This window comes from Paraburkholderia sp. FW306-2-2C-D06C, from assembly GCF_058781505.1.
Map to the genome: position 1 here is coordinate 134,758 of NZ_JBYSWU010000005.1, position 20,272 is coordinate 155,029.

Sequence of the window (20,272 nt, forward strand, 5' to 3'; positions counted from 1 at the left end):
AGCCCCATCGCATCAGGGTCAGTGCAATTGCCGATAGATCTGCTCGGCGAGCGCCTGCGAAATCCCCTCGACGCTCGCGAGATCTTCGACGCTTGCCGCGACTACGCCACGCAGCCCGCCAAAGCGCGCCAGCAGCCGCTGACGCCGCTTCGCACCCACGCCTTCGAGTTCCTCGAGCCGCGAGGTCTGCCGCGTCTTGCCGCGCTTCGCGCGCATCCCGGTGATGGCGAAGCGATGCGCTTCATCGCGGATCTGCGCGACCAGCATCAGCGCCGCGCTTTCCTTGCCGAGTTCGAGCGGCGCGCGGCCGTCGGCGAAAATCAGCGTCTCGAGACCGACCTTGCGCCCTTCGCCCTTTGCGACGCCGACCAGCATGCCCGTATCGAGACCCAGTTCCGTGAACACCTGGCGCGCGATCTCGACCTGGCCCTTGCCGCCGTCGATCAACACAATGGTCGGCAAAATGCCGCCCGCGGCTGCCGGCTCCGCCGCATCGGGCGTGAATGACGGATCGGCCGTCGCGTCCGTTTGCAACTCAGCGGCTTCGGCGGCGGCCTCATCGGCAGCATGCGCGGCGGCTTGCGCGACCATCTTCTCGTAGCGGCGCGTGAGCACCTGACGCATCGCCGCGTAGTCGTCGCCAGGCGTGATGCCGGTGATGTTGTAGCGCCGGTACTCGGACGACTGCATCTTGTGATGGTGATACACCACGCACGACGCCTGCGTCGCCTCGCCCATCGTATGACTGATGTCGAAGCATTCGATACGCAGATGCGCGAGATCGTCGCACTCCATGCCGAGCGTGTCGGTGAGCGCGCGCGTGCGCGCCTGCTGCGAGCCTTGTTCGGACAGCAGGCGGGCGAGCGCGAGCCGGGCGTTCTGCTCGGCCATCGCGAGCCATGCACGCCGCTGACCTTGCGGCTGACGCAGCACGGTCACCTTGTGGCCGGCCTGCTCGATCAGCACGTCGACCAACTCGCGCGTGGCCGGCGCGTGGCTGACCACCAGCACCGGCGGCACACGATTGCCCAGGTAGTGCTGCGCGATGAACGCTTCGAGAACTTCGGACTCGATGCCGCCGGCGGCGCGGCCTTTGCGCGGCTTCGAGGGAGCGCCCGCATCCGCCTCGCCTTCGGCTTCCACGTCCACGGCGGCGTCTTCGGCGTCTTCGTCCTGCGGCAGCTCTTGCGCGATAGAGAGGGCGTCGGCGGCATCGAACGATTCGGCCGCACTGTTTGCAGCAGCGGATGGCGCATCGTTTAACGTCGAACCCGGCTCGGCCAGTGCATCGGACAGCCCCTCGCCGCCCGTTTCCAGGCCGCCCTCCTCTGCCGTCAGCGCGCTTTCCACATGCGCCGGGAAGTACGCCTTGTCGCCCAGATGCCGTCCGCCGCGCACCATCGCGAGATTCACGCACACGCGTCCGCCGAGTGCGACCACCGCGAGAATATCGACGTCGCTGTCGCTGCCGACTTCGATCGCCTGCTGATGCAGCACCGTCGACAGCGAACTCATCTGGTTACGCACCGCCGCCGCCTGCTCGAACTTCAGCTCGCTCGCGAATGCGTGCATTTTCTGCTCGAGTTCCTTCATCACCTCGCCCTGCCGGCCGAGCAGAAAGCGCGATGCGTTGGCGACATCGCGTGCGTAATCCTCTTCGCCGATGGCTCCAACGCACGGCGCCGTACAACGGCCGATCTGATGCAGCAGACAGGGCCGCGTGCGGTTGCTGAACACGGAGTCTTCGCACGTGCGCAACTGGAATACGCGCTGCAGGATCTGGATGCTCTCGCGAACGGCCCATGCGCTCGGGAACGGTCCGAAGTACTGATTCTTGCGATCCACCGAGCCGCGGTAATACGCCATGCGGGGAAACTTGTGGCCGGTCAGCTTCAGGTACGGATACGATTTGTCGTCGCGAAACAGGATGTTGTAGCGCGGCGCGAGCGCCTTGATCAGATTGTTTTCGAGCAGCAGCGCTTCGGCCTCGGAGCGTGTCACGGTGGTTTCGATGCGCGCAATGCGCGTCACCATCATCGCGATACGCGGCGACAGCAGGGTCTTCGTGAAGTAGCTCGAGACGCGCTTCTTGAGGTCGCGCGCCTTGCCCACGTAGAGCACCGCGCCGTGCGTATCGTAATAGCGATAGACGCCGGGCAGATGCGGCAATTGGGTGAGCACTTTTTTCGGCTCGAAAGCGTCGGTTACTTCGGGTTCGGTCATGCAGGATCGGTTGGGCGGAACAGTGTCGCGAAGCCTCGGCTCGAGTGCTGCGCGCTCGCGCGCTCACTTGAGTGCTCGCTTGCGCGCGGAACCGCGGACGAGTGCTTTAGAATCGCCAGTTTAGAACATTCCGCGTGGGTTCGAGCCCGCTGCATCGAATGGCGCATCGCAGCGGCATGGGCCGGCGGCTGAACCCAACTGCACGGCTCAAATGCCCGACCCAACCACGCGCCCGCTCGAACCCGCGACCCAGGCCACCATGTCTTCCGCTACGCCCCTTCCCGAACAACCGGCCACCACGCCCACGGCAATCGCCTGCGATATCTTTTGCGCGGTGATCGACAATTTCGGCGACATCGGCGTGTGCTGGCGCCTCGCTCGCCAGTTGGCGAGCGAGCACGGCTGGCAAGTGCGCGTGTTCGTCGATGACCTGCATGCGTTTCAGAAGCTCTGCCCGTCGCTCGCGCCCGATCTCGCGCGCCAGGCGATCGGCGGCATCATCGTCGAACACTGGCACGACCCGGCGCACGCGGGCGAGACGCTCGAAGTGGCCGACGTGGTGATCGAGGCGTTCGCGTGCGAGCTGCCGCCGATCTACGTCGCCGCGATGGCGCGGCGCGAGCGCACGCCGGTTTGGCTGAACCTCGAATATCTGAGCGCCGAAGACTGGGTCGCGGATTTCCATCTGCGGCCGTCGCCCCATCCGCGCTATGCGTTGACGAAGACGTTCTTTTTCCCAGGGTTGGGCACCGGCACCGGCGGCGTGCTGAAGGAACGGCATCTGGACGCCGCGCGGGCGGCCTTCGAAGCCTCGCAGCCAGCCCGCGAAGCCTGGTGGCTGAAAACCGCCGGCCGCCCGCCGCCGCCCGCCGCGGCCACCGTCGTCTCGCTGTTCGCCTACGAGAACCCCGCCGTCGACAGCCTGCTCGAACAGTGGCGCGATAGCGCCGAACCGGTCGTGCTGCTCGTGCCGGAAGGCCGGATCTCGGGCGCGGTCGCACGCTTTTTCGGGCTACCGTCGTTTGCCGCCGGTGCGCACGCCGAGCGCGGCAGCCTCAGCGCCCACGCGCTCGCCTTTACCGGGCAACCCGGCTACGACGCGCTGCTGTGGGCCAGCGACGTCAATCTCGTGCGCGGCGAGGATTCGTTCGTGCGGGCGCAATGGGCCGCGAAGCCCTTCGTCTGGCACATCTACCCGCAAGCCGACGACGCCCATCTGCCGAAGCTCGACGCCGCACTCGCCCACTACGCCCGCACCTTGCCCGCCGACGCGCGCGACGCGCTCGCGCGCTTCTGGCACGCATGGAACGGCGCCGGTCAGCCGGACTGGGCAGATTTCCTGCGTCACCGAGCCGCCCTGAAGCAACGCGCGGCCGAATGGGCGCGCGAATTGGCGCAGGTGGGCGACCTCGCCGGAAATCTGGCCTTGTTCGCAAAAAGTCAGTTAAAATAAACGGTTATCCAACGGCCGACGACGCAAGCGCGGCCCGATCGAAACAGCGAACCCCGCATCCACTGGCATGTCATCTGCTCTAAACGGCAGTTGAGCGGCAGTGAGTGGCACAGATAAGGCGGCAGATAAGGCGGCAAGCAAGGTAGCCGAATCAGCCGCCGATGCGCCGGCAGAAATGTCAAAAAAGGGACGCATGATGCGAATCGGCGCCACTCGTGTAACGCCCGCACAGGGTAAAAGCAGGTAACGGATTGCAGGGAATGCAGGAATCGCAGGTATTGCCCTGCGATCCGCCGCGGGCAGCCGCGGCAAGCCGGCCACGCTTCACGCACTACCCCGGCCCAGCCGCTCCCAGGCGGTGCGGCGCCGGAGTGCGAGAAGCGCCGAAGCCGCTTGCGCCGTATGCCGTTGAGCAAAAGTTGAAGCTACTTATTTCGTACAGGACAGTTTTATGAAGACCGCACAGGAACTCCGCACCGGCAACGTAGTGATGATCGGCGCAGACGCGATGGTCGTGCAAAAGGCCGAATACAACAAATCGGGCCGCAACTCCGCCGTCGTCAAGATGAAATTCAAGAACCTGCTGACCGGCGCAGGCATGGAAAGCGTGTACAAGGCGGACGACAAGTTCGACGTCGTCGTGCTGGAGCGCAAGGAAGTGACGTACTCGTACTTCGCTGACCCGATGTACGTGTTCATGGACGCCGACTACAACCAGTTCGAAGTCGAAAACGAAATGATGGGCGACGCCCTTCACTACCTCGAAGACGGCATGGCTTGCGAAGTCGTGTTCTACAACGACAAGGCCATCTCGGTCGAACTGCCCACCACGCTGGTCCGCGAAATCATCTACACGGAACCGGCTGTCAAGGGCGATACGTCGTCGGGCAAGGTGTTGAAGAACGCCAAGCTGACCACCGGTTTCGAACTGCAAGTGCCGCTCTTCTGCAGCATCGGCGACAAGATCGAAATCGACACGCGTACGCACGAGTACCGCAGCCGCGCCTAAGCGCCCGCGGACTGAATCCTGCGCCGGAGCAACGCCGGCGCCGCGAAAAAAATGCGACAAAAAAAAGCGCCCACTTTGGGCGCTTTTTCTTTTTTGCGCTGCCGTGTATGGTTGAGGAAAACTTTACCGGCAACCTTCTCGAAAATGCCTGCCCGACACCCTCGCGTTTCCGCTCTGCATCCCTCAAACCATTGATAAGCTTAAGTAAATGGTTGTGGCACAGTCCGTGCTCACCCTGAGTCATAGGCCTGCACGGCTTTATTTTCCTCAACTGCGGAGATGGCATGAATAACGACATCGCTGAAGGCAAGTGAAAACCAATGCTCGGCAAGGCAAAGACTGCATGGGGCGAGCTGACGGACGACCAATTGTCCAAAGCGAAAGGCCGCGCCGACAAACTCGCCGGGTTGATCCAGGAGCGTTACCGCAGGACCCGCGAGCAGGCGGAACTTGAGGTACGGCGCTTCTTCGACAGAAACCGGGATATCTGACCGGTCGAATGAAGGAAATACAGGCGCCCTGCCATGCGTTATAGAAATCCAGGCACCTGACCGAATTGCAAAGGACCAGAACTACATGAGTCGAATCGCCGTCGCACGCATCACGCCGCGCCCATCTCCATTGCCCGGCGGCTACCGCGCCGCCCTGGCGGACGCTGCTCGCGCGGCGCTCGACCGGCCATTCGACCGCTCATACCGGCCAGCCATCGCGCCCGTGTCGCACGCCGGAGTCCCGGCGGTGCGACGCGGGTATTCCATCCATCTAAAAAATTGCGCTCGCTATGCCACACGCCCTGATTGTTGAAGACGATCCCAATAGCCTGTCGGGCCTGTCCGCCATCCTCGCTGCCGACGGCTTCTCCGTCGACACCGCGACGACGATCGCCGAGGCCCGGGCCGCGCTGACACGCTTCATTCCCGACGTCGTGCTGGTCGACCTGAATCTGCCGGACGGCAGCGGGCTCGATCTGCTGCAGCATCTGCCCGCGCATCCGCCCGGCGGCGCCTTGCCTGTGATCGTGATGACCGGCAATGCGACGGTCGAGAGCGCGATCGAAGGCTTGCGGCACGGCATCTGGGACTATCTGCTCAAGCCGGTCAACATTCCGCGCCTGCGCAGCCTGCTTGCGCGTATTCCGCGTCCGTACGAACTGACCGAGGAAGTGCAGACGCTGCGCGCGTCGCTGCGTCAGCTCGGGCGCTTCGGTGCGATGCTCGGTAGAAGCGGCGCGATTCAGCATGTCTACGACACGATCGAACATATCGCGCCGACCGAAGCCGCCGTGCTGATCGCCGGCGAAACCGGCACCGGCAAGCATGTCGCCGCGCGCACGCTGCACGACATGAGCCGGCGCCGCAAAGGTCCGTTCGTGACCTTTGATTGCCGTACCGCGGGCAGCGCCGCTGTGCACCGTCCGCTCGACAGCCTGATGTTCGGCCACGAGCACGGCGCCTTCAGCGGCGCCGAGCAGCGCGAACCCGGTCTGTTCGAGCAGGCGAGCGGCGGCACGCTGTTCATCGACGAAATCGCCGAACTGCCGCGTGTGCAACAGGAAGCGCTGCTGCGCGCGCTCGATTCGCAGACCTTCATGCGGGTCGGCGGCACGCATCAGGTGGTGACGGACTTCCGGCTGATCGCGTCGACACGCAAGGCGCCGCGTGCGGCAGTCGCTGACGGCAGCCTGCACGAGGATCTCGCATTGCGCCTCGAAGCCGCGGCGGTGACGCTGCCGCCGCTGCGCGAACGTGCCGACGACGCTGCCTTGATCGCGCAAACCGTCGTCGACGAGTTGAATCATGAAGCGGCCGTGCGCGGCACGGCGGAGGTCGCCAAGCAGATTGGGCCGAATTTCCTGCGCGAGTGCCTCGCCTATGAATGGCCGGGCAACGTGCGCGAATTGCAGGACCGCGTGCGGCGCGCTTATCACGCGTCGGGCGACGTGCTGGAATCGTTGCGCGCCGACGAGGCGGGTTCGGTTAACGGCCGTGATCTGAGCGGCAGCCGCGTGCAGGTGACGGTGGGCACGCCGCTCGCCGATGTCGAAGAAATGCTGATTCGCGCGACGCTCGACGCGGTCGGCGGTACGCGGCATCGTGCGGCGTCGCTGCTGGGGATCAGTCCGAAGACGCTTTACAACAAGCTGCAGCGGATGCGGTTGAACTGAGTGCTGCCGGCCTCGCGGTAGAGCTTGAATAAAAAACGGCGCCTCGAAGGCGCCGTTTTTTAGTCTGACTCGATCGCCTGACGCAATTGCGTGACCCAGCGCGTCACGCAAACACGCTACGCAACAATGCCTGTGCTTGCTGATATTGCGGATCGGCCACCAGCTTGCTCCAGGTGAGCGCCTTGCCGCGCGGCCGCATGCGCTTCAGACGCCGCTGCGATTCCTTCGACGGCGTGAAACGCAATGCATCGAGCACCTTCTCCGCTTCGTCCGGCTGATTGCAGATCAGCACCATGTCGCAACCGGCCTGCAACGCGGCGCTCGCGCCTTCGGTCAGCGTGCCGCCTTGCCGTGCCGCTTCCATCGATAGATCGTCGCTGAAAATCGCGCCTTCGAAGCGCAGCTTGTTACGCAGAATGTCCTGCAGCCAGACGCGCGAGAAGCCGGCTGGCTTCGAGTCGACTTGCGGGTAGATCACGTGCGCCGGAATCACCGATCCCAGCGACAAACCGAGCCAGTCATACGGCGCCACGTCGTCGCGCAGGATTTCGTCCAGCGTCCGGTCGTCGACCGGCATCGCGACGTGCGAGTCCGCCTGCGCGAAGCCGTGCCCCGGGAAGTGCTTGCCGCAATTGCTCATGCCCGCCAGCACGAGACCGTGATTGAGGCTCTTTGCCAGCAAGGTCACGACGCGCGGATCGCGGTGAAACGAGCGATCGCCGATTACTTGCGACTGACCGTAATTCAGATCGAGCACCGGCGTAAAACTCATATCGAGACCGCACGCGCGCAATTCCGACGCAAGGATATAGCCGACCGCCGTCGTCACTTTGGTGGCGTGCAGCACGTCGCTGTCCCACAGCGCGCCGAGCTTGCCCATCGCCGGCAGCACCGTGAAACCGTCGGTCCGAAAGCGCTGCACGCGGCCGCCTTCATGATCGACGGCAATCAGCAGATCCGCACGGATGGCACGGATCGAATCGGTCAGCGCGATCAGTTGCGCGCGGCTCTCGTAGTGACGCGCGAACAGGATCACGCCGCCGGTCATCGGATGGGCAAGGCGGCGCTTGTCGTCGTGGTTCAGCGTTGTGCCGACCACGTCGAGCATCACCGGTCCGGGAATGGTTTTCATCGAATTCCGCTAGAAAAAAGCTTGAGACAAGGAGAGACGCGGCCGGCGTGCTCCGCGTTCAACGTATTTTTATTCGTCGCTGGCGGGCGCATAAGGGGAGTCCAGCCCTCGCACCACCTCCCCTGTCTCCGCGATCACGAACGACACCGCGTAGTCGCGCTCATCGCTGATCGTCACGCGCGCGGTGATGCCACGCGCATCGAGCCATTCGGCGAGTTCGCCCGAGGCGACCACCATCGGCTCGCCGCTCGGCTTGTTGAGCGTTTGCAGCGCGCGCCAGGTCATCGGCCAGTGCATGCCGAGGCCAATCGCTTTCGAGAACGCTTCTTTGGCCGAGAAGCGCGTGGCGAGAAACGCGAGACCGCGCGCCGCCGACCGGGCCTGGCGCGCGTGATAGATGCGCAATTCGTCCGGGCCGAGCACCTTTTCGGCGAAGCGGCCGTTGGTGCGCGTCATCACCGCGGCCACGCGGCTGACCTGAACGATGTCCGTGCCGATACCGTAAATCGCCATGCGGGGCGCCGTGGCGTTAGGCGCACGCGCCGAGACGCGCGGCGACCATGATCGCCTTCATCTCGCGCACCGCGTTGTCCCAGCCGGCGAAGATCGCATGCGCGACGATCGCGTGGCCGATATTCAGCTCGACGATGCCTTCGATCGCGGCGATCTGCTGAACGTTGGTGTAGTGCAGACCATGACCCGCATTCACCTTGATGCCAAGCGTCGCGCCGAATTCGACGGCGCGCACCACCCGCTCGTATTCGCGCTGCTGTTCGGCGGGATCGCGCGCTTCTGCGTAACGGCCCGTGTGCAGCTCGATCACCGGCGCGCCGGCTTCGTGCGCCGCGCGAATTTGCGTTTCGTCCGGATCGATGAAGAGCGACACGCGCGAATTCGCTGCCGCGAGCTGCATGCACGCGGCGCGCACGGCTTCGAACTGGCCGGCAACGTCCAGCCCGCCTTCGGTCGTCAGTTCCTGGCGCTTTTCCGGCACGAGGCAAACGTCATGCGGTCGCACTTCGCACGCGATGTCGAGCATCTCCTGCGTCACCGCGCATTCGAGATTCATCCGCGTCTTGAGCAGCGGACGCAGCGTGCGCACGTCGGCGTCGACGATATGGCGGCGATCTTCACGCAGGTGCAGCGTGATCACGTCGGCGCCGGCTTCTTCAGCCTGCAACGCGGCGCGGATCGGATCAGGATAAGTCGTGCCGCGCGCGTTGCGCAGCGTGGCGACGTGATCGATGTTCACGCCAAGATCAATCACATTCGGCGACGTAAGAAAGAAGCTCATAAGTTCTGCAAGTCGATCAGGATCTGGCGCGTCGCAAGCGGCGTGCCGCCAAGGTAAGTGTTGAGCAGAAAGCGCATCAGCGTTTTGCTTTGCGCCACCGTCTGCGCTCGATGGTAATCGTCCTGTTCCATGTCGAGCAAGGTTTGTCCGGAGATCACGGGCCATTGCGCGGGCAGGTCGTCGGACGCTTCGCGCACGCCGCGCTCGGGATCGAACACGTAGCGGCCATCCGCTTGCACGGCTTTTCGCGTGACGGTGCGGTCGAGCGCCATCGCATAGCCGGTTTCGCGCAGCAGTACGCGCTCGAACGAGCGCAGCACCTGCACGGGCGGCTCGTCGTGCGCGAGACGCGTCATGGTCACGACGTAATGATGGAACAGTTGCGGATGCGGATCTTCGCGCGCGCAGAATTTGACCAGCAGTTCGTTGACGTAGAAGCCGCAGAGCAACGCGTCGCCCGTCAAAGGCAACATCCCGCCGACCCATTCGGCGCCGGTCAGCGTGCGCACTTCGGATTTGCCCGACCACGACAACGCGAGCGGCTGAAACGTCTGCAGCACGCCGCGCAATGCGGAGTGCGGACGCTTCGCGCCTTTCGCGACGAGCGCAAGACGACCGTGATCGCGCGAGAGCACGTCGATGATCAGGCTGGTCTCGCGATACGGATAGCTGTGCAGGACGAAAGCGGGTTGCTCCGCGATCCGGTACTCGGACGCGGACGCGGAGGTGCGAGGTGCGCGGCGCGCCGGCGCTTTGCGCGGCTCGCCTTCGGCGCCCTGTGCGCTTTTACTGGAGGATTTTCGGGTGGTGCGGGCGGGTTTGGACGGCTCGCGCGCCGGCGCGGCCGGCTCCGGGTCGTCCGGGTCAGCGTCGGAATTCAGCGTCATCCACGCGTCATTCGTACCCATACGCACGAAGTCCGGCTTCGTTGTCGGCCCAGCCGCTCTTCACCTTGATGAAGGTTTCGAGATAGACCGGACCGTCGAACAGCTTTTCCATGTCGAGGCGCGCTTCCGTGCTGATCTGCTTCAGCTTCGCGCCCTTCTGGCCGATGATCATGGCCTTGTGCGTGTCGCGCTCGACCATGATGGTCGCGAAAATGCGGCGCAGGCGCCCTTCGGTTTCGAATTTGTCGATCAGCACGGTGCTGGTGTACGGCAGTTCGTCGCCAGTCCAGCGGAACACTTTTTCACGCAGGATCTCGGCGGCAAGAAAGCGCTCGCTGCGATCGGTCAGGTCATCTTCGCCGTAGATCGGCGCGCCTTCCGGCAGGAACGGCTTGACGGTCGCCATCAAACGTTCGATGTCGTCCGGATTCTTCGCCGACAGCGGCACGATCTCGTTGAACTCGCGCAGCGCGCTCACCTGTTGCATGAACGGAAACAGCGAATCCTTATCCGACACGCGATCGAGCTTGTTCGCGATCAGCAGCGTGGGCACCGACGGCGGAATCAGATCGAGCACCTTCTGATCGTCCGCGCCGAAGCGGCCCGCTTCGATCACGAACAGGATCGCGTCGACCGAAGTCAGCGTGGACGTGACCGCGCGATTCAGCGACCGGTTCAGCGCGCCGCTATGCTTGGTCTGAAAACCCGGTGTATCGACGAAAATGTACTGCGCGTCCTCGAGCGTGTGAATGCCGGTGATGCGGTGGCGCGTGGTCTGCGCCTTGCGCGACGTGATACTGACTTTCTGGCCGACCAGCGCGTTCATCAGCGTGGACTTGCCGACGTTCGGGCGGCCGACGATCGCGACCATGCCGCAGCGAAAACCAGTGGGGGTGGGAGCGTTCATATTCGGGCTACGGCAAGTTCAGAACGACGCGCGGAAGCCGCGCGCCGATGGCAATCAATGGCCCGCGTCGGCGACGCGCGTTTGCACTGCGTCGGCTACACCGGGTTCGGGTTCGGTTTGCGCCGGCGCGTTGGACGTGGGCACGGCTGCGCCGGGTGTGATTTCGCGGCTGCGATGTTTGTCGACGCTGCGGACGGTGGCGCCTTCGGGCTTGGCATCGGCGGATTTGGCGTCCGCCGGCTTTGAGTCCGCCGGTTTGGCGTCCACGGGCTTTACGTCTGGCTTTACTTCCGGCTTTACGTCCGGCTTCTCGGCCGGGTTGTCCGCCGCGGCCTTGTCAGCGGACTTTTCGCTCGCGTGGGTGGCCGCTTTATCCGCCTTTTCAGCCTTCTCGGTGCGCTCGGGTTTGTCCTGCCCGCTGTACTCGACGTGCGCCGCGCGAATCATCGCCAGCGGTGCGGGTGTGGCGGCCAGCGTTGGCCGGTCGGCCGCGGATTCCGATGCAGCGGCAGCGCGGCTCTCGCCACGTCCCGCTACCCGTTCGTTCTTGCGATCCGGGCTGCGCAAATCGAGCGCGGTCTGCACACCGGTCACGCCGGGCACGATCTCCGGCTCGATATGCTTCGCCGCACGGGCGCTCTTCGAGCGCTTGGGCTTGGCGACGACGGCGGGCGCCGCAGCCATCACCTCGTCGAGCGCTTTCTTGGCCGCGGCCTGCTCCGCCGCGCGGCGGCTTGCGCCCGAACCGGACACTTTCACATCCAGTTTCGGCACCGTGCATTCGACTTCGAATTGCTGATTGTGCGCCGCACCATGAGTCGCGACGACCGTGTAGGTAGGCAGAGCGATCTTGTGACCCTGCAAATATTCCTGCAGAAGGGTCTTGGCGTCTTTGCCGAGCGTGCGCGGGTCGATGTGATCGAGAATCGGCACATAGAGGCGCTTAATGACCGTCTGGGCGGCCTCGAAGCCACCGTCGAGGAACACTGCACCCAACACCGCCTCAAGCGTGTCAGCGAGGATAGACGGCCGGCGGAAGCCGCCGCTGCGCAGTTCGCCCTCGCCAAGCCGCAGGCCTTCCGAAATATTCAGGGCCTGAGCAATTTCGTACAGCGACTGCTGTTTGACCAGATTGGCACGGACGCGTGACAGATCGCCTTCGTCCAGTTTGCCGAAACGTTGGAACAAAAGCGCAGCCACCGCGCAATTCAGAACGGAGTCGCCGAGAAACTCGAGCCGTTCGTTATGCGTGGCGCTATGACTGCGGTGCGTTAAAGCCTGGCGCAACAATTCCGCATTGCGAAATTCGTAGCGCAAACGGCTTTCCAACGGAGATAGGGGCATGGGCAGAGTATAACGCGGGCGCCTGCCCCGGCGAAAACGCGGGACGGCCAGCGGAAAAAGCGTAGTGAAGCGACGTTACCGCAGGTTCTTAAAGTAGCGTAATAACACGCTGCGACTGATGCGACCTCTCGGCCATTTGCGCAGCGTGCCGTGCAGTCAATGCATGCGTGCTCAGTTGAAAGAGCCGATACGCTTCAGATTGCTGAAGTTCATCCAGATGAAAAACGCGCGGCCGACGATATTCTTGTCCGGCGCGAAGCCCCAATAACGGCTATCGGCGCTGTTATCGCGGTTGTCGCCCATCATGAAGTAATTGCCCGGCGGCACTTTGCAGATCACGCCGCGTGCGTTGTACGTGCAGTTGTCGCGAGACGGATAATCTTCCGCGCCGACGATGAACGGCGGCACAGCCGGATTGTTCAGGATCGCGTTCTTGCGGCCGTCGATACCTTCTTCGAACTGCTTCGCGTAACCGAGACGCTCTTCGTCGAGGTAGTCCGGCAGCGACGTTTCCGGCACCGGTTTGCCGTTGATCGTCAGTTTCTTGTCCTGATACGCGACAGTGTCGCCCGGCAAGCCGATCACGCGCTTGATGTAGTCGACCGATTCGTCTTTCGGGTAGCGGAACACCACCACGTCGCCGCGTTCGAGCGGACGGCCTTGCGTGATCTTTGTGTTGCTGATCGGCAGACGGATGCCGTAGTCGAATTTATTGACGAGGATGAAGTCGCCCACCAGCAGCGTCGGCACCATCGAACCCGACGGAATCTTGAACGGCTCGACCACAAACGAGCGCACCACGAACACCACCAGAATCACCGGGAAGAAGCTCGCTGAATACTCGAGCCACCACGGTTGACGCAGCTTGTCGTCACGCAGACGGGCGCGCGTTTGCGCCGCGTTTTCATCGGCGAAACGCTCGCCGACACGTGCTTGCTGGCGGTCGAACTCGACGACCGCCGCTTCCGCCGCGAGCCGCCGTTGCGGCATGAAAACCAGTTTATCTGCGACCCATGCGACGCCCGTCAAAATGACGAGCACAAAAAGAATCAGCGCAAAATTCATAAGGTTCCGTTGTTCGTCTTATTTGTCTTCGACACGCAGGATCGCGAGGAAAGCCTCTTGCGGAATCTCGACGGACCCGACCTGCTTCATTCGCTTCTTGCCTGCCTTTTGCTTTTCCAGCAGCTTCTTCTTACGCGTAATATCGCCGCCGTAGCATTTTGCCAGCACGTTCTTACGCAACGCTTTAATGTTTTCGCGCGCGATAATGTTCGAGCCGATGGTGGCCTGAATCGCGACGTCGTACATCTGGCGCGGAATCAGTTCGCGCATTTTTGCCGCCACTTCGCGGCCGCGATACTGGCTTTGCGAACGGTGCACGATCACCGACAACGCATCGACCTTGTCGCCGTTGATCAGCATGTCGACCTTCACGACATCAGCCGCGCGATATTCCTTGAACTCGTAATCCATCGACGCGTAACCGCGCGACAGCGACTTCAGACGGTCGAAGAAGTCGAGCACCACTTCGCCCATCGGGATTTCGTAGGTCAGCTGAACCTGGCGGCCGTGGTACTGCATGTTGATCTGCGTGCCGCGCTTTTGCGTACACAGCGTGATCACCGCGCCGACATAGTCTTGCGGCATGTACAGATTCACGGTGACGATCGGCTCGCGCACTTCCTCGATCTTCGACGGCTCCGGCATCTTGGCCGGGTTCTCGACCATGATGGTCGTGCCGTCGCGCTGCAGGACTTCGTATACCACGGTCGGCGCCGTGGTGATCAGGTCCATGTCGAACTCGCGTTCGAGCCGCTCCTGCACGATCTCCATGTGCAAAAGGCCCAGGAAGCCGCAACGGAAACCGAAACCGAGCGCCTGCGACACTTCCGGCTCATATTGCAGCGAAGCGTCGTTGAGCTTGAGCTTTTCCAGCGACTCACGCAGCGCGTCGTACTGATTGGCTTCAACCGGATAGAGACCCGCGAACACCTGCGGCTTCACTTCCTTGAAGCCCGGCAGCGGCTCTGCTGCCGGCCGGTTCACCAGCGTGACGGTATCGCCCACTTTCGCCGCGGCCAATTCCTTGATGCCGGCGATGATGAAGCCCACCTGCCCCGCCGACAACGATTCGAGGTTCTTCGACTTCGGCGTGAACACGCCGATGTGCTCGACCGGATACTGCGCGCCGGTCGCCATCATGCGGATCTTGTCCTTCGGACGCAGCGTACCGTTGACGATGCGCACCAGCATCACGACGCCGACGTAGTTGTCGAACCACGAGTCGATGATCAGCGCTTGCAGCGGCGCTTCCGGATCGCCCTTCGGCGGCGGCACTTTGGCGATCAGCGCTTCGAGCACGTCTTCCACGCCCTGGCCGGTCTTCGCGCTGCAATGCGTGGCGTCGGTCGCGTCGATGCCGATCACGTCTTCGATTTCGGAGATCGCGCTTTCAGGGTTCGCGGCCGGCAAGTCGATCTTGTTGAGCACCGGAATCACGTCGACGCCCAGTTCGATCGCCGTGTAGCAGTTGGCCACCGTTTGCGCCTCGACGCCCTGGCTCGCGTCGACGACGAGCAGCGCGCCTTCACATGCGGACAGCGAACGGCTGACTTCGTACGAGAAGTCGACATGGCCCGGCGTGTCGATCATGTTCAGGTTGTAGACCTGCCCGTCACGGGCCTTATACGTCAGTGCGGCGGTTTGTGCCTTGATGGTGATGCCGCGCTCGCGCTCGAGATCCATCGAGTCGAGCACTTGAGCTTCCATCTCACGGTCGGACAAACCGCCGCAGATCTGGATGATGCGATCGGCGAGCGTCGACTTGCCATGGTCGATGTGCGCAATGATCGAGAAGTTACGAATATGATCCATTCAGTGCCGATCAAGCAAAAAAGGCGCGCTCGGACAATAGCGGAGCACGCCTTGTAAGTAGGTGAAAAACCTATCTATTTTAGCCGAAAAGGCTATCGCCCGGCGCATCTTGCAAGGACCGGGCGGAAAAGACGGCTCAGGAGAGGCGTGAAACCTGGTATGAACGGCGCATGCGTTTATGCATCTGGGGCGCTCAAGGCGCCGCCGCGACGCGTGCGGCGAGCGCGGTACGGACCCGCGCCGCATCGAGGTGGTAGTGACACAGTTCGACGCCGTCGCAAACCAGAACCGGTACCAGTTCGTTGTAACGGGCTTCCAGCAGGGGATCGGAGTCGACATCGACCACCTCGACCTGCGCGCCGAACTCGGCCAGCAGCGGCTCGAGCACGGCGCGCATCTCGTCGCACAAGTGGCACCACGCGCGCCCGTAAAGCGTGAGGGGCGCCACCGTTTTCACTTCTGCGCGCTGCGCGGACGAATCGGCACGAACTGCGTGTTCTCGCCGCGGCGAACCAGCAGCGCGACCATTTTCTGCGGATCGAGGTGTGAGATCACGTCGTCGAACTGCTTTGCGCTCGTGATATCCGTGTCGCCGACGCGCAGCACGATGTCGCCCTTTTGTAGACCCACGCGCGCTGCCGGACCGTCCACCGCGTCGATCTGCACACCATTGCGCAGTTTCAGCGCCTTCAGCTGATCGGCGGGGATATCGCTGACCGCGAGGCCCAACACGTTCGTCGCGCGCTGCTTCGGCACCGGCGGCTTCCTCGAATCCGCCTTGGCGGTCTTGTCCGGCTGCATCTCCGCAATCGTGACCGGCAAGTCGCGCGTCTGGCCCTTGCGCCAGACGGTGAGCGTCGATTTGGTGCCCGGCTTCGTATCGCCGACCATGCGCGGCAAATCCGTCGCGGTGTCGACCGAATGGCCGTTGAACTTCAGGATGATGTCGCCCGGCTGCACGCCGGCCTTGTCGGCCGGACCGCCCGGCTCGACGCTGCTGACCAGCGCGCCTTGCGCCTTCGGCAAACCGAGCGAATCGGCCACATCTTTGGTCACTTCGCCGATCGCCACCGCGATGCGCCCACGCACGACCTTGCCCGACGCCTTCAGCTGATCGGCCACGCGCATCGCTTCGTCGATCGGAATCGCGAACGAAATGCCCATGAAACCGCCGGTGCGGCTGTAGATCTGCGAGTTGATGCCGATCACTTCGCCCTGCATATTGATCAGCGGACCGCCCGAGTTGCCCGGATTGACGGCCACGTCGGTCTGGATGAACGGCAGGTAATCGCCCGTGTCGCGCCCCTTGGCGCTGACGATGCCGGCGGTCACGGTGTTCTCGAGACCGAACGGCGAGCCGATCGCGACCACCCACTCGCCCACACGCACCTTGTTGGAGTCGCCGATCGTGATGGTCGGCAGATTGGCGGCGCTGATCTTGACGACGGCAACGTCCGTCCGATCGTCCACGCCGATCAGCTTCGCCTTGAATTCGCGCTTGTCGGTAAGCGTGACGTAAATGGTGTCCGCATCGTCGACGACGTGCGCGTTGGTCATCACGTAGCCGTCGGCCGACAGGATGAAACCGGAGCCGACGCCACTGTTCTGTTCGGCATCGTTGCTATCCGGGGCGTCCTGGCTGCCGCCGCTGCCGCCGTTATCGCCGCCGCGCGGCGTACCCGGCGTACCCGGCGTACCCGGCGTACCCGGCGTTTGCGGCAACGGGATGCCGAAGAAGCGGCGGAAAAACTCCGACATGTCGCCGTCGTCCATGCCCGGAGGCAGACCGCCGCGCGCGCCGCTGTTCGACACACGCGTCGTTGTGCGGATGTTGACGACAGCCGGGCCGACCTTGTCGACCAGATCGGTGAAATCGGGCAGATTGGCTGCGGGAGCCGCCGACGCCATATGCGGCAAAAGCGGCAAACACGCCGCTACCACCGCGGCCGCGAGGAATTTGCGCACCGAGAAAGTCGTCATATCGTAGCAAGCCGAGGGATTCGAGGATTCAGAAAGTTACTTCGGAGCTTTGTATTCTATGGCAGACGCGAATTGCTGCAATGTGCTCTGGGGCACCTCACCGAGCAGGGTAATCCAGAAGTCGCCGCGCCGCTTGACCAGCACATGCGTCGCGCCGCTACTGCCCGCGCCTTCCTTGCGGGTGTTGTTTTCGACCGGCTCGACGAACACCGAAATGGCCGCGAGACCGTCGGAGAACACGGCCTGGTCGACCGGAATGGTAGGTTGGCCCGCGTCGCGTGCGGCCATTGGGCGGCGTAATTCGCGAATCTTGCGGAAGCCCGGCACTGTCGGCGCGATCTGCCAACCTTGCGCTTGCATATCGACCGGCTCGACCGGCGGACGCACGACGGTCCAACCTGCCGTATTACGAATTCCGCTGACGATCGCGGCCTTGTCGACCGGCACGCCGACGCGAATCTGGGAAAACGACAATTGCTCGAGCACCTGGCCGTTCGGGTCGAGCGTCTGGACACGCAGCAGCAAGCCTGTCTTCTTGTCGGCCCACAGCTTGTACGCGAAGCGATAGGCATCTTTCGGATCGAGTTCGATCACCTGGCTGTCGACGCCCGCGACGCGGTCGTCGACGAGCAGTTTCGGCTCGTAAACCGACAGCACCTGTTCGCCGCTCACTGCCAGCAATGCCGGGAACGAATCTTTGTTCTGGCGCTTCTCGACGACGCACAGATGCCGCTCCGGCACGAAGGTGTAAAGCTCTTCGTTATGACGCAGCATTTTGCGCGGCTTGCCGTCGAGGCTTTCGAGTTGCTCGAATTCGCCGTCCGCGCGGGTCGCGTAGTGCGCGATCCGCGACGTCTGCACGTAATTGCCGCGCTGATAGACGAAGGCGCCCTCGTAGTTCTGCTGCTGCGCGGCCTGATGGATGCGGTCAAGCAGATCCGCAGCCGTGCGACGGGCGACGAGCGGATCGTCGGTTTGTGCAAAGACCCGCGGTGTAGCGGACAACAATACGGCTGCGCAGAACAGAAATGCCGGCAGCCGCCCCCAGATAGTCGTTTTATTCAACCGCGGAGTCTGCATCAAACTATTGGCCTTGCGTAGAGACGGCGGCAGCACGGATCAGCGGCATCGAGCCCGGCATGACCGGTTGTTGCGCGAATTGCTGGTGAGCTTCCAGATACTGGTCGAGACTTGCATCACGAATGATATTGGCGTCTTGTGCGACCGGCGCAACGGTCGCGGCCGGCACGGAAGCCATGGCCACACGTTGCAGCGCATCGCCATGCGCCTCTACCGACGCGACTTGCGAAACACCCGGACCGCCCGGCACGCCTTGCAGTTGCGGCACGACGATCCACGTCAGGGTAGCGGCGGCGGCGGCGGCGGCAAAAGCCGGTACAACGCGGCGGCGCAAAGCCAGCAGACGACGCGCGACAGGCATCGCAGCAGACGCGAGCACGTGTGGCTCGTTTTCGAAGCGCGCGGCAAAACCGCTCAGGAACGCACTGCTCGCCGCCGGGCTGACCGCCAGATCGTCGGAACGCAGTGCGTCGCCGATCAGGTGATAGCTCGACCAGGCGGCACGATCGTCGCCGTCCAGTTCGGAAAAAAACTTGTTCAGATTCAGATGCTCTTCACCGAACAGCTCACCGTCGACAAAAGCGGACAGACGCTCGCTGCGCGAGCTGGCTTGCGATTGCATCGAGACCGACCCCATGATGCTCCCCATCTTACAAACACCCCGTAGTGACACCACTAACCCAGATATTGCACCCGCGCCCCGTCCTGCCGGCTGGTCGATTACCAGCGCTTGCCTTCAGGTGTGTCAAGCAGCGGACGCAATTTTGCCGCAATGGCTTCGCGAGCGCGGAAAATTCGTGATCTGACAGTGCCAATTGGGCAACCCATCATCTCAGCGATTTCCTCGTAGCTCAAACCCTCAATTTCACGAAGAGTAATGGCGGTGCGCAACTCTTCCGGTAAAACCGCCATCGCAGCATTGACCGTCTCAGCGATCTGCTTGCTCATCAACATCGACTCAGGCGTGTTGATATCCCTTAGTTGGTCGGCGTCCGAGAAAGTTTCAGCTTCTTCAGCATCCGCTTCGGTCGATGTCGGTGCGCGCCGCCCCTGGGTCGCAAGGTAGTTCTTTGCCGTATTGACCGCAATCCGGTACAACCACGTATAAAACGCCGATTCGCCGCGAAACTGCGGCAATGCCCGGTACGCCTTGATAAAGGCGTCCTGAGCGACGTCTTCCACTTCGGCGGGGTCCCGCACGAGGCGCGAGATCAGCCGGAGAATCTTGCGGTGGTATTTGGAGACCAGAAGCTCGAACGCGGCCTTGTCGCCCTTCTGGACGCGCTCGACCAGCACCTGATCAATTTCTTTTTCGCTCACCTGATAAATCCGTTAACTATAGCGCGCATGGCGGGGCACCATTGTAGCGTCCCCATCATCACGGCACGTTACTACGGTAACAGCGGTTACAGTCGTTACAGTCACGCACCTGCGCCGCGCCGGCCTCGCACCGCCAGTTCCCGGAAGACAGGTGCTGGGAGTGCGTCGGCGGCGACCAATAGCGTACGGGGGCGCCCATGATCCGGCGCGAGGGCCAGAACGAGCAGACGGCCGCTCCATTGCGAACAGCCGGCAATGCGGCCCTGCGCCAGCAGATTCCCCGCGCGATCCCACGCAGACAATCCGTCCGGCCCGAGTTTGAGCGCGACAGGCTGCGCACGCTCATGTCTCGCTGCGCACAGCGTCAGCAACGCCAACCCGGCGAGCGACAACGGAAGCGCCTGCCACGCGCCCAGATGCGACGCGAGGCAGGTATGGACAGCCAGCGCGGCGGTCAGAACGAAAACCCCCAACGCGGCGCGCATGGCGACGGAGCGCCGCAACGCAATTCGTTGCGGCGCTCCGTTCGGCGTTGCCGATTCGGGGGAAGCCGCCGGCTGAGCCGGCGTCGTGGACTGGCGCGTCACCGGGCGATCAGGTGG

Annotated in this window: 19 protein-coding genes; 4 read left to right on the forward strand and 15 right to left on the reverse strand. The window is 63.2% G+C overall.

Annotated features, from left to right (window positions below):
* Positions 1 to 18: 18 nt before the first annotated feature.
* Positions 19 to 2,223, reverse strand: a complete 2,205-nt coding sequence (uvrC, locus tag AC3WLT_RS05715; RefSeq protein WP_492590937.1) for an excinuclease ABC subunit UvrC — start codon at positions 2,221 to 2,223, stop codon at positions 19 to 21.
* Between the two features lie 259 nt (positions 2,224 to 2,482).
* Between uvrC and earP the strand changes: the two genes are divergently transcribed.
* The 4 genes from earP to AC3WLT_RS05735 all read left to right on the forward strand — a co-directional run bounded on the left by earP (position 2,483) and on the right by AC3WLT_RS05735 (position 6,849).
* A complete protein-coding gene (gene earP / locus AC3WLT_RS05720) occupies positions 2,483 to 3,676 on the forward strand; it encodes an elongation factor P maturation arginine rhamnosyltransferase EarP (RefSeq protein ID WP_492591017.1) in 1,194 nt (397 codons plus the stop codon).
* A 451-nt stretch (positions 3,677 to 4,127) separates the two neighbouring features.
* A complete protein-coding gene (gene efp / locus AC3WLT_RS05725; RefSeq protein WP_492590938.1) occupies positions 4,128 to 4,685 on the forward strand; it encodes an elongation factor P in 558 nt (185 codons plus the stop codon).
* Positions 4,686 to 5,005: 320 nt separating this feature from the next.
* Complete coding sequence (locus tag AC3WLT_RS05730; protein WP_492590939.1) at positions 5,006 to 5,176, forward strand: CsbD family protein; 171 nt, start codon at positions 5,006 to 5,008, stop codon at positions 5,174 to 5,176.
* A 290-nt stretch (positions 5,177 to 5,466) separates the two neighbouring features.
* Positions 5,467 to 6,849: a sigma-54-dependent transcriptional regulator gene (locus AC3WLT_RS05735; protein WP_492590940.1), complete on the forward strand. Its 1,383-nt coding sequence runs from the start codon at positions 5,467 to 5,469 to the stop codon at positions 6,847 to 6,849.
* Between the two features lie 103 nt (positions 6,850 to 6,952).
* On the opposite strand, the gene nagZ is transcribed toward AC3WLT_RS05735, so the two are convergent.
* The 14 genes from nagZ to AC3WLT_RS05805 form a co-directional block, all read right to left on the reverse strand.
* Positions 6,953 to 7,981, reverse strand: a complete 1,029-nt coding sequence (nagZ, locus tag AC3WLT_RS05740; protein ID WP_492590941.1) for a beta-N-acetylhexosaminidase — start codon at positions 7,979 to 7,981, stop codon at positions 6,953 to 6,955.
* Between the two features lie 69 nt (positions 7,982 to 8,050).
* Positions 8,051 to 8,494 (reverse strand): holo-ACP synthase, encoded by a 444-nt coding sequence (gene acpS, locus AC3WLT_RS05745; protein WP_492590942.1) that lies wholly within the window; start codon positions 8,492 to 8,494, stop codon positions 8,051 to 8,053.
* Between the two features lie 16 nt (positions 8,495 to 8,510).
* Entirely contained in the window at positions 8,511 to 9,275 is a 765-nt protein-coding gene (pdxJ, locus tag AC3WLT_RS05750; protein WP_492590943.1) for a pyridoxine 5'-phosphate synthase, read from the reverse strand.
* On the reverse strand, positions 9,272 to 10,183 hold the full coding sequence (gene recO, locus AC3WLT_RS05755) for a DNA repair protein RecO (RefSeq protein ID WP_492590944.1): 912 nt from the start codon (positions 10,181 to 10,183) through the stop codon (positions 9,272 to 9,274). The genes pdxJ and recO overlap by 4 nt, the downstream gene beginning before the upstream one ends.
* Positions 10,170 to 11,069 (reverse strand): GTPase Era, encoded by a 900-nt coding sequence (era, locus tag AC3WLT_RS05760; protein WP_492590945.1) that lies wholly within the window; start codon positions 11,067 to 11,069, stop codon positions 10,170 to 10,172. Before era ends, recO begins: the two co-directional genes overlap by 14 nt.
* Positions 11,070 to 11,123: 54 nt before the next feature.
* A complete protein-coding gene (gene rnc / locus AC3WLT_RS05765; RefSeq protein ID WP_492590946.1) occupies positions 11,124 to 12,413 on the reverse strand; it encodes a ribonuclease III in 1,290 nt (429 codons plus the stop codon).
* 171 nt (positions 12,414 to 12,584) lie between these two features.
* Complete coding sequence (gene lepB / locus AC3WLT_RS05770) at positions 12,585 to 13,478, reverse strand: signal peptidase I (protein ID WP_492590947.1); 894 nt, start codon at positions 13,476 to 13,478, stop codon at positions 12,585 to 12,587.
* Positions 13,479 to 13,496: 18 nt separating this feature from the next.
* Positions 13,497 to 15,290 carry a translation elongation factor 4 gene (gene lepA, locus AC3WLT_RS05775; protein WP_492590948.1) on the reverse strand — a complete coding sequence of 598 codons (1,794 nt, stop codon included), beginning with the start codon at positions 15,288 to 15,290 and terminating at the stop codon, positions 13,497 to 13,499.
* Between the two features lie 193 nt (positions 15,291 to 15,483).
* Positions 15,484 to 15,747: a glutaredoxin family protein gene (locus AC3WLT_RS05780; RefSeq protein ID WP_492590949.1), complete on the reverse strand. Its 264-nt coding sequence runs from the start codon at positions 15,745 to 15,747 to the stop codon at positions 15,484 to 15,486.
* Positions 15,744 to 17,270 carry a DegQ family serine endoprotease gene (locus AC3WLT_RS05785; protein ID WP_492590950.1) on the reverse strand — a complete coding sequence of 509 codons (1,527 nt, stop codon included), beginning with the start codon at positions 17,268 to 17,270 and terminating at the stop codon, positions 15,744 to 15,746. Before AC3WLT_RS05785 ends, AC3WLT_RS05780 begins: the two co-directional genes overlap by 4 nt.
* Before the next feature lie 36 nt (positions 17,271 to 17,306).
* Positions 17,307 to 18,350, reverse strand: a complete 1,044-nt coding sequence (locus AC3WLT_RS05790; protein ID WP_492590951.1) for a MucB/RseB C-terminal domain-containing protein — start codon at positions 18,348 to 18,350, stop codon at positions 17,307 to 17,309.
* Positions 18,351 to 18,354: 4 nt separating this feature from the next.
* Positions 18,355 to 18,987: a sigma-E factor negative regulatory protein gene (locus tag AC3WLT_RS05795; RefSeq protein ID WP_492590952.1), complete on the reverse strand. Its 633-nt coding sequence runs from the start codon at positions 18,985 to 18,987 to the stop codon at positions 18,355 to 18,357.
* Positions 18,988 to 19,070: 83 nt separating this feature from the next.
* Entirely contained in the window at positions 19,071 to 19,670 is a 600-nt protein-coding gene (gene rpoE, locus AC3WLT_RS05800; protein WP_006051939.1) for an RNA polymerase sigma factor RpoE, read from the reverse strand.
* Positions 19,671 to 19,771: 101 nt separating this feature from the next.
* Positions 19,772 to 20,257: a hypothetical protein gene (locus AC3WLT_RS05805; protein WP_492590953.1), complete on the reverse strand. Its 486-nt coding sequence runs from the start codon at positions 20,255 to 20,257 to the stop codon at positions 19,772 to 19,774.
* Positions 20,258 to 20,272: the final 15 nt, after the last annotated feature.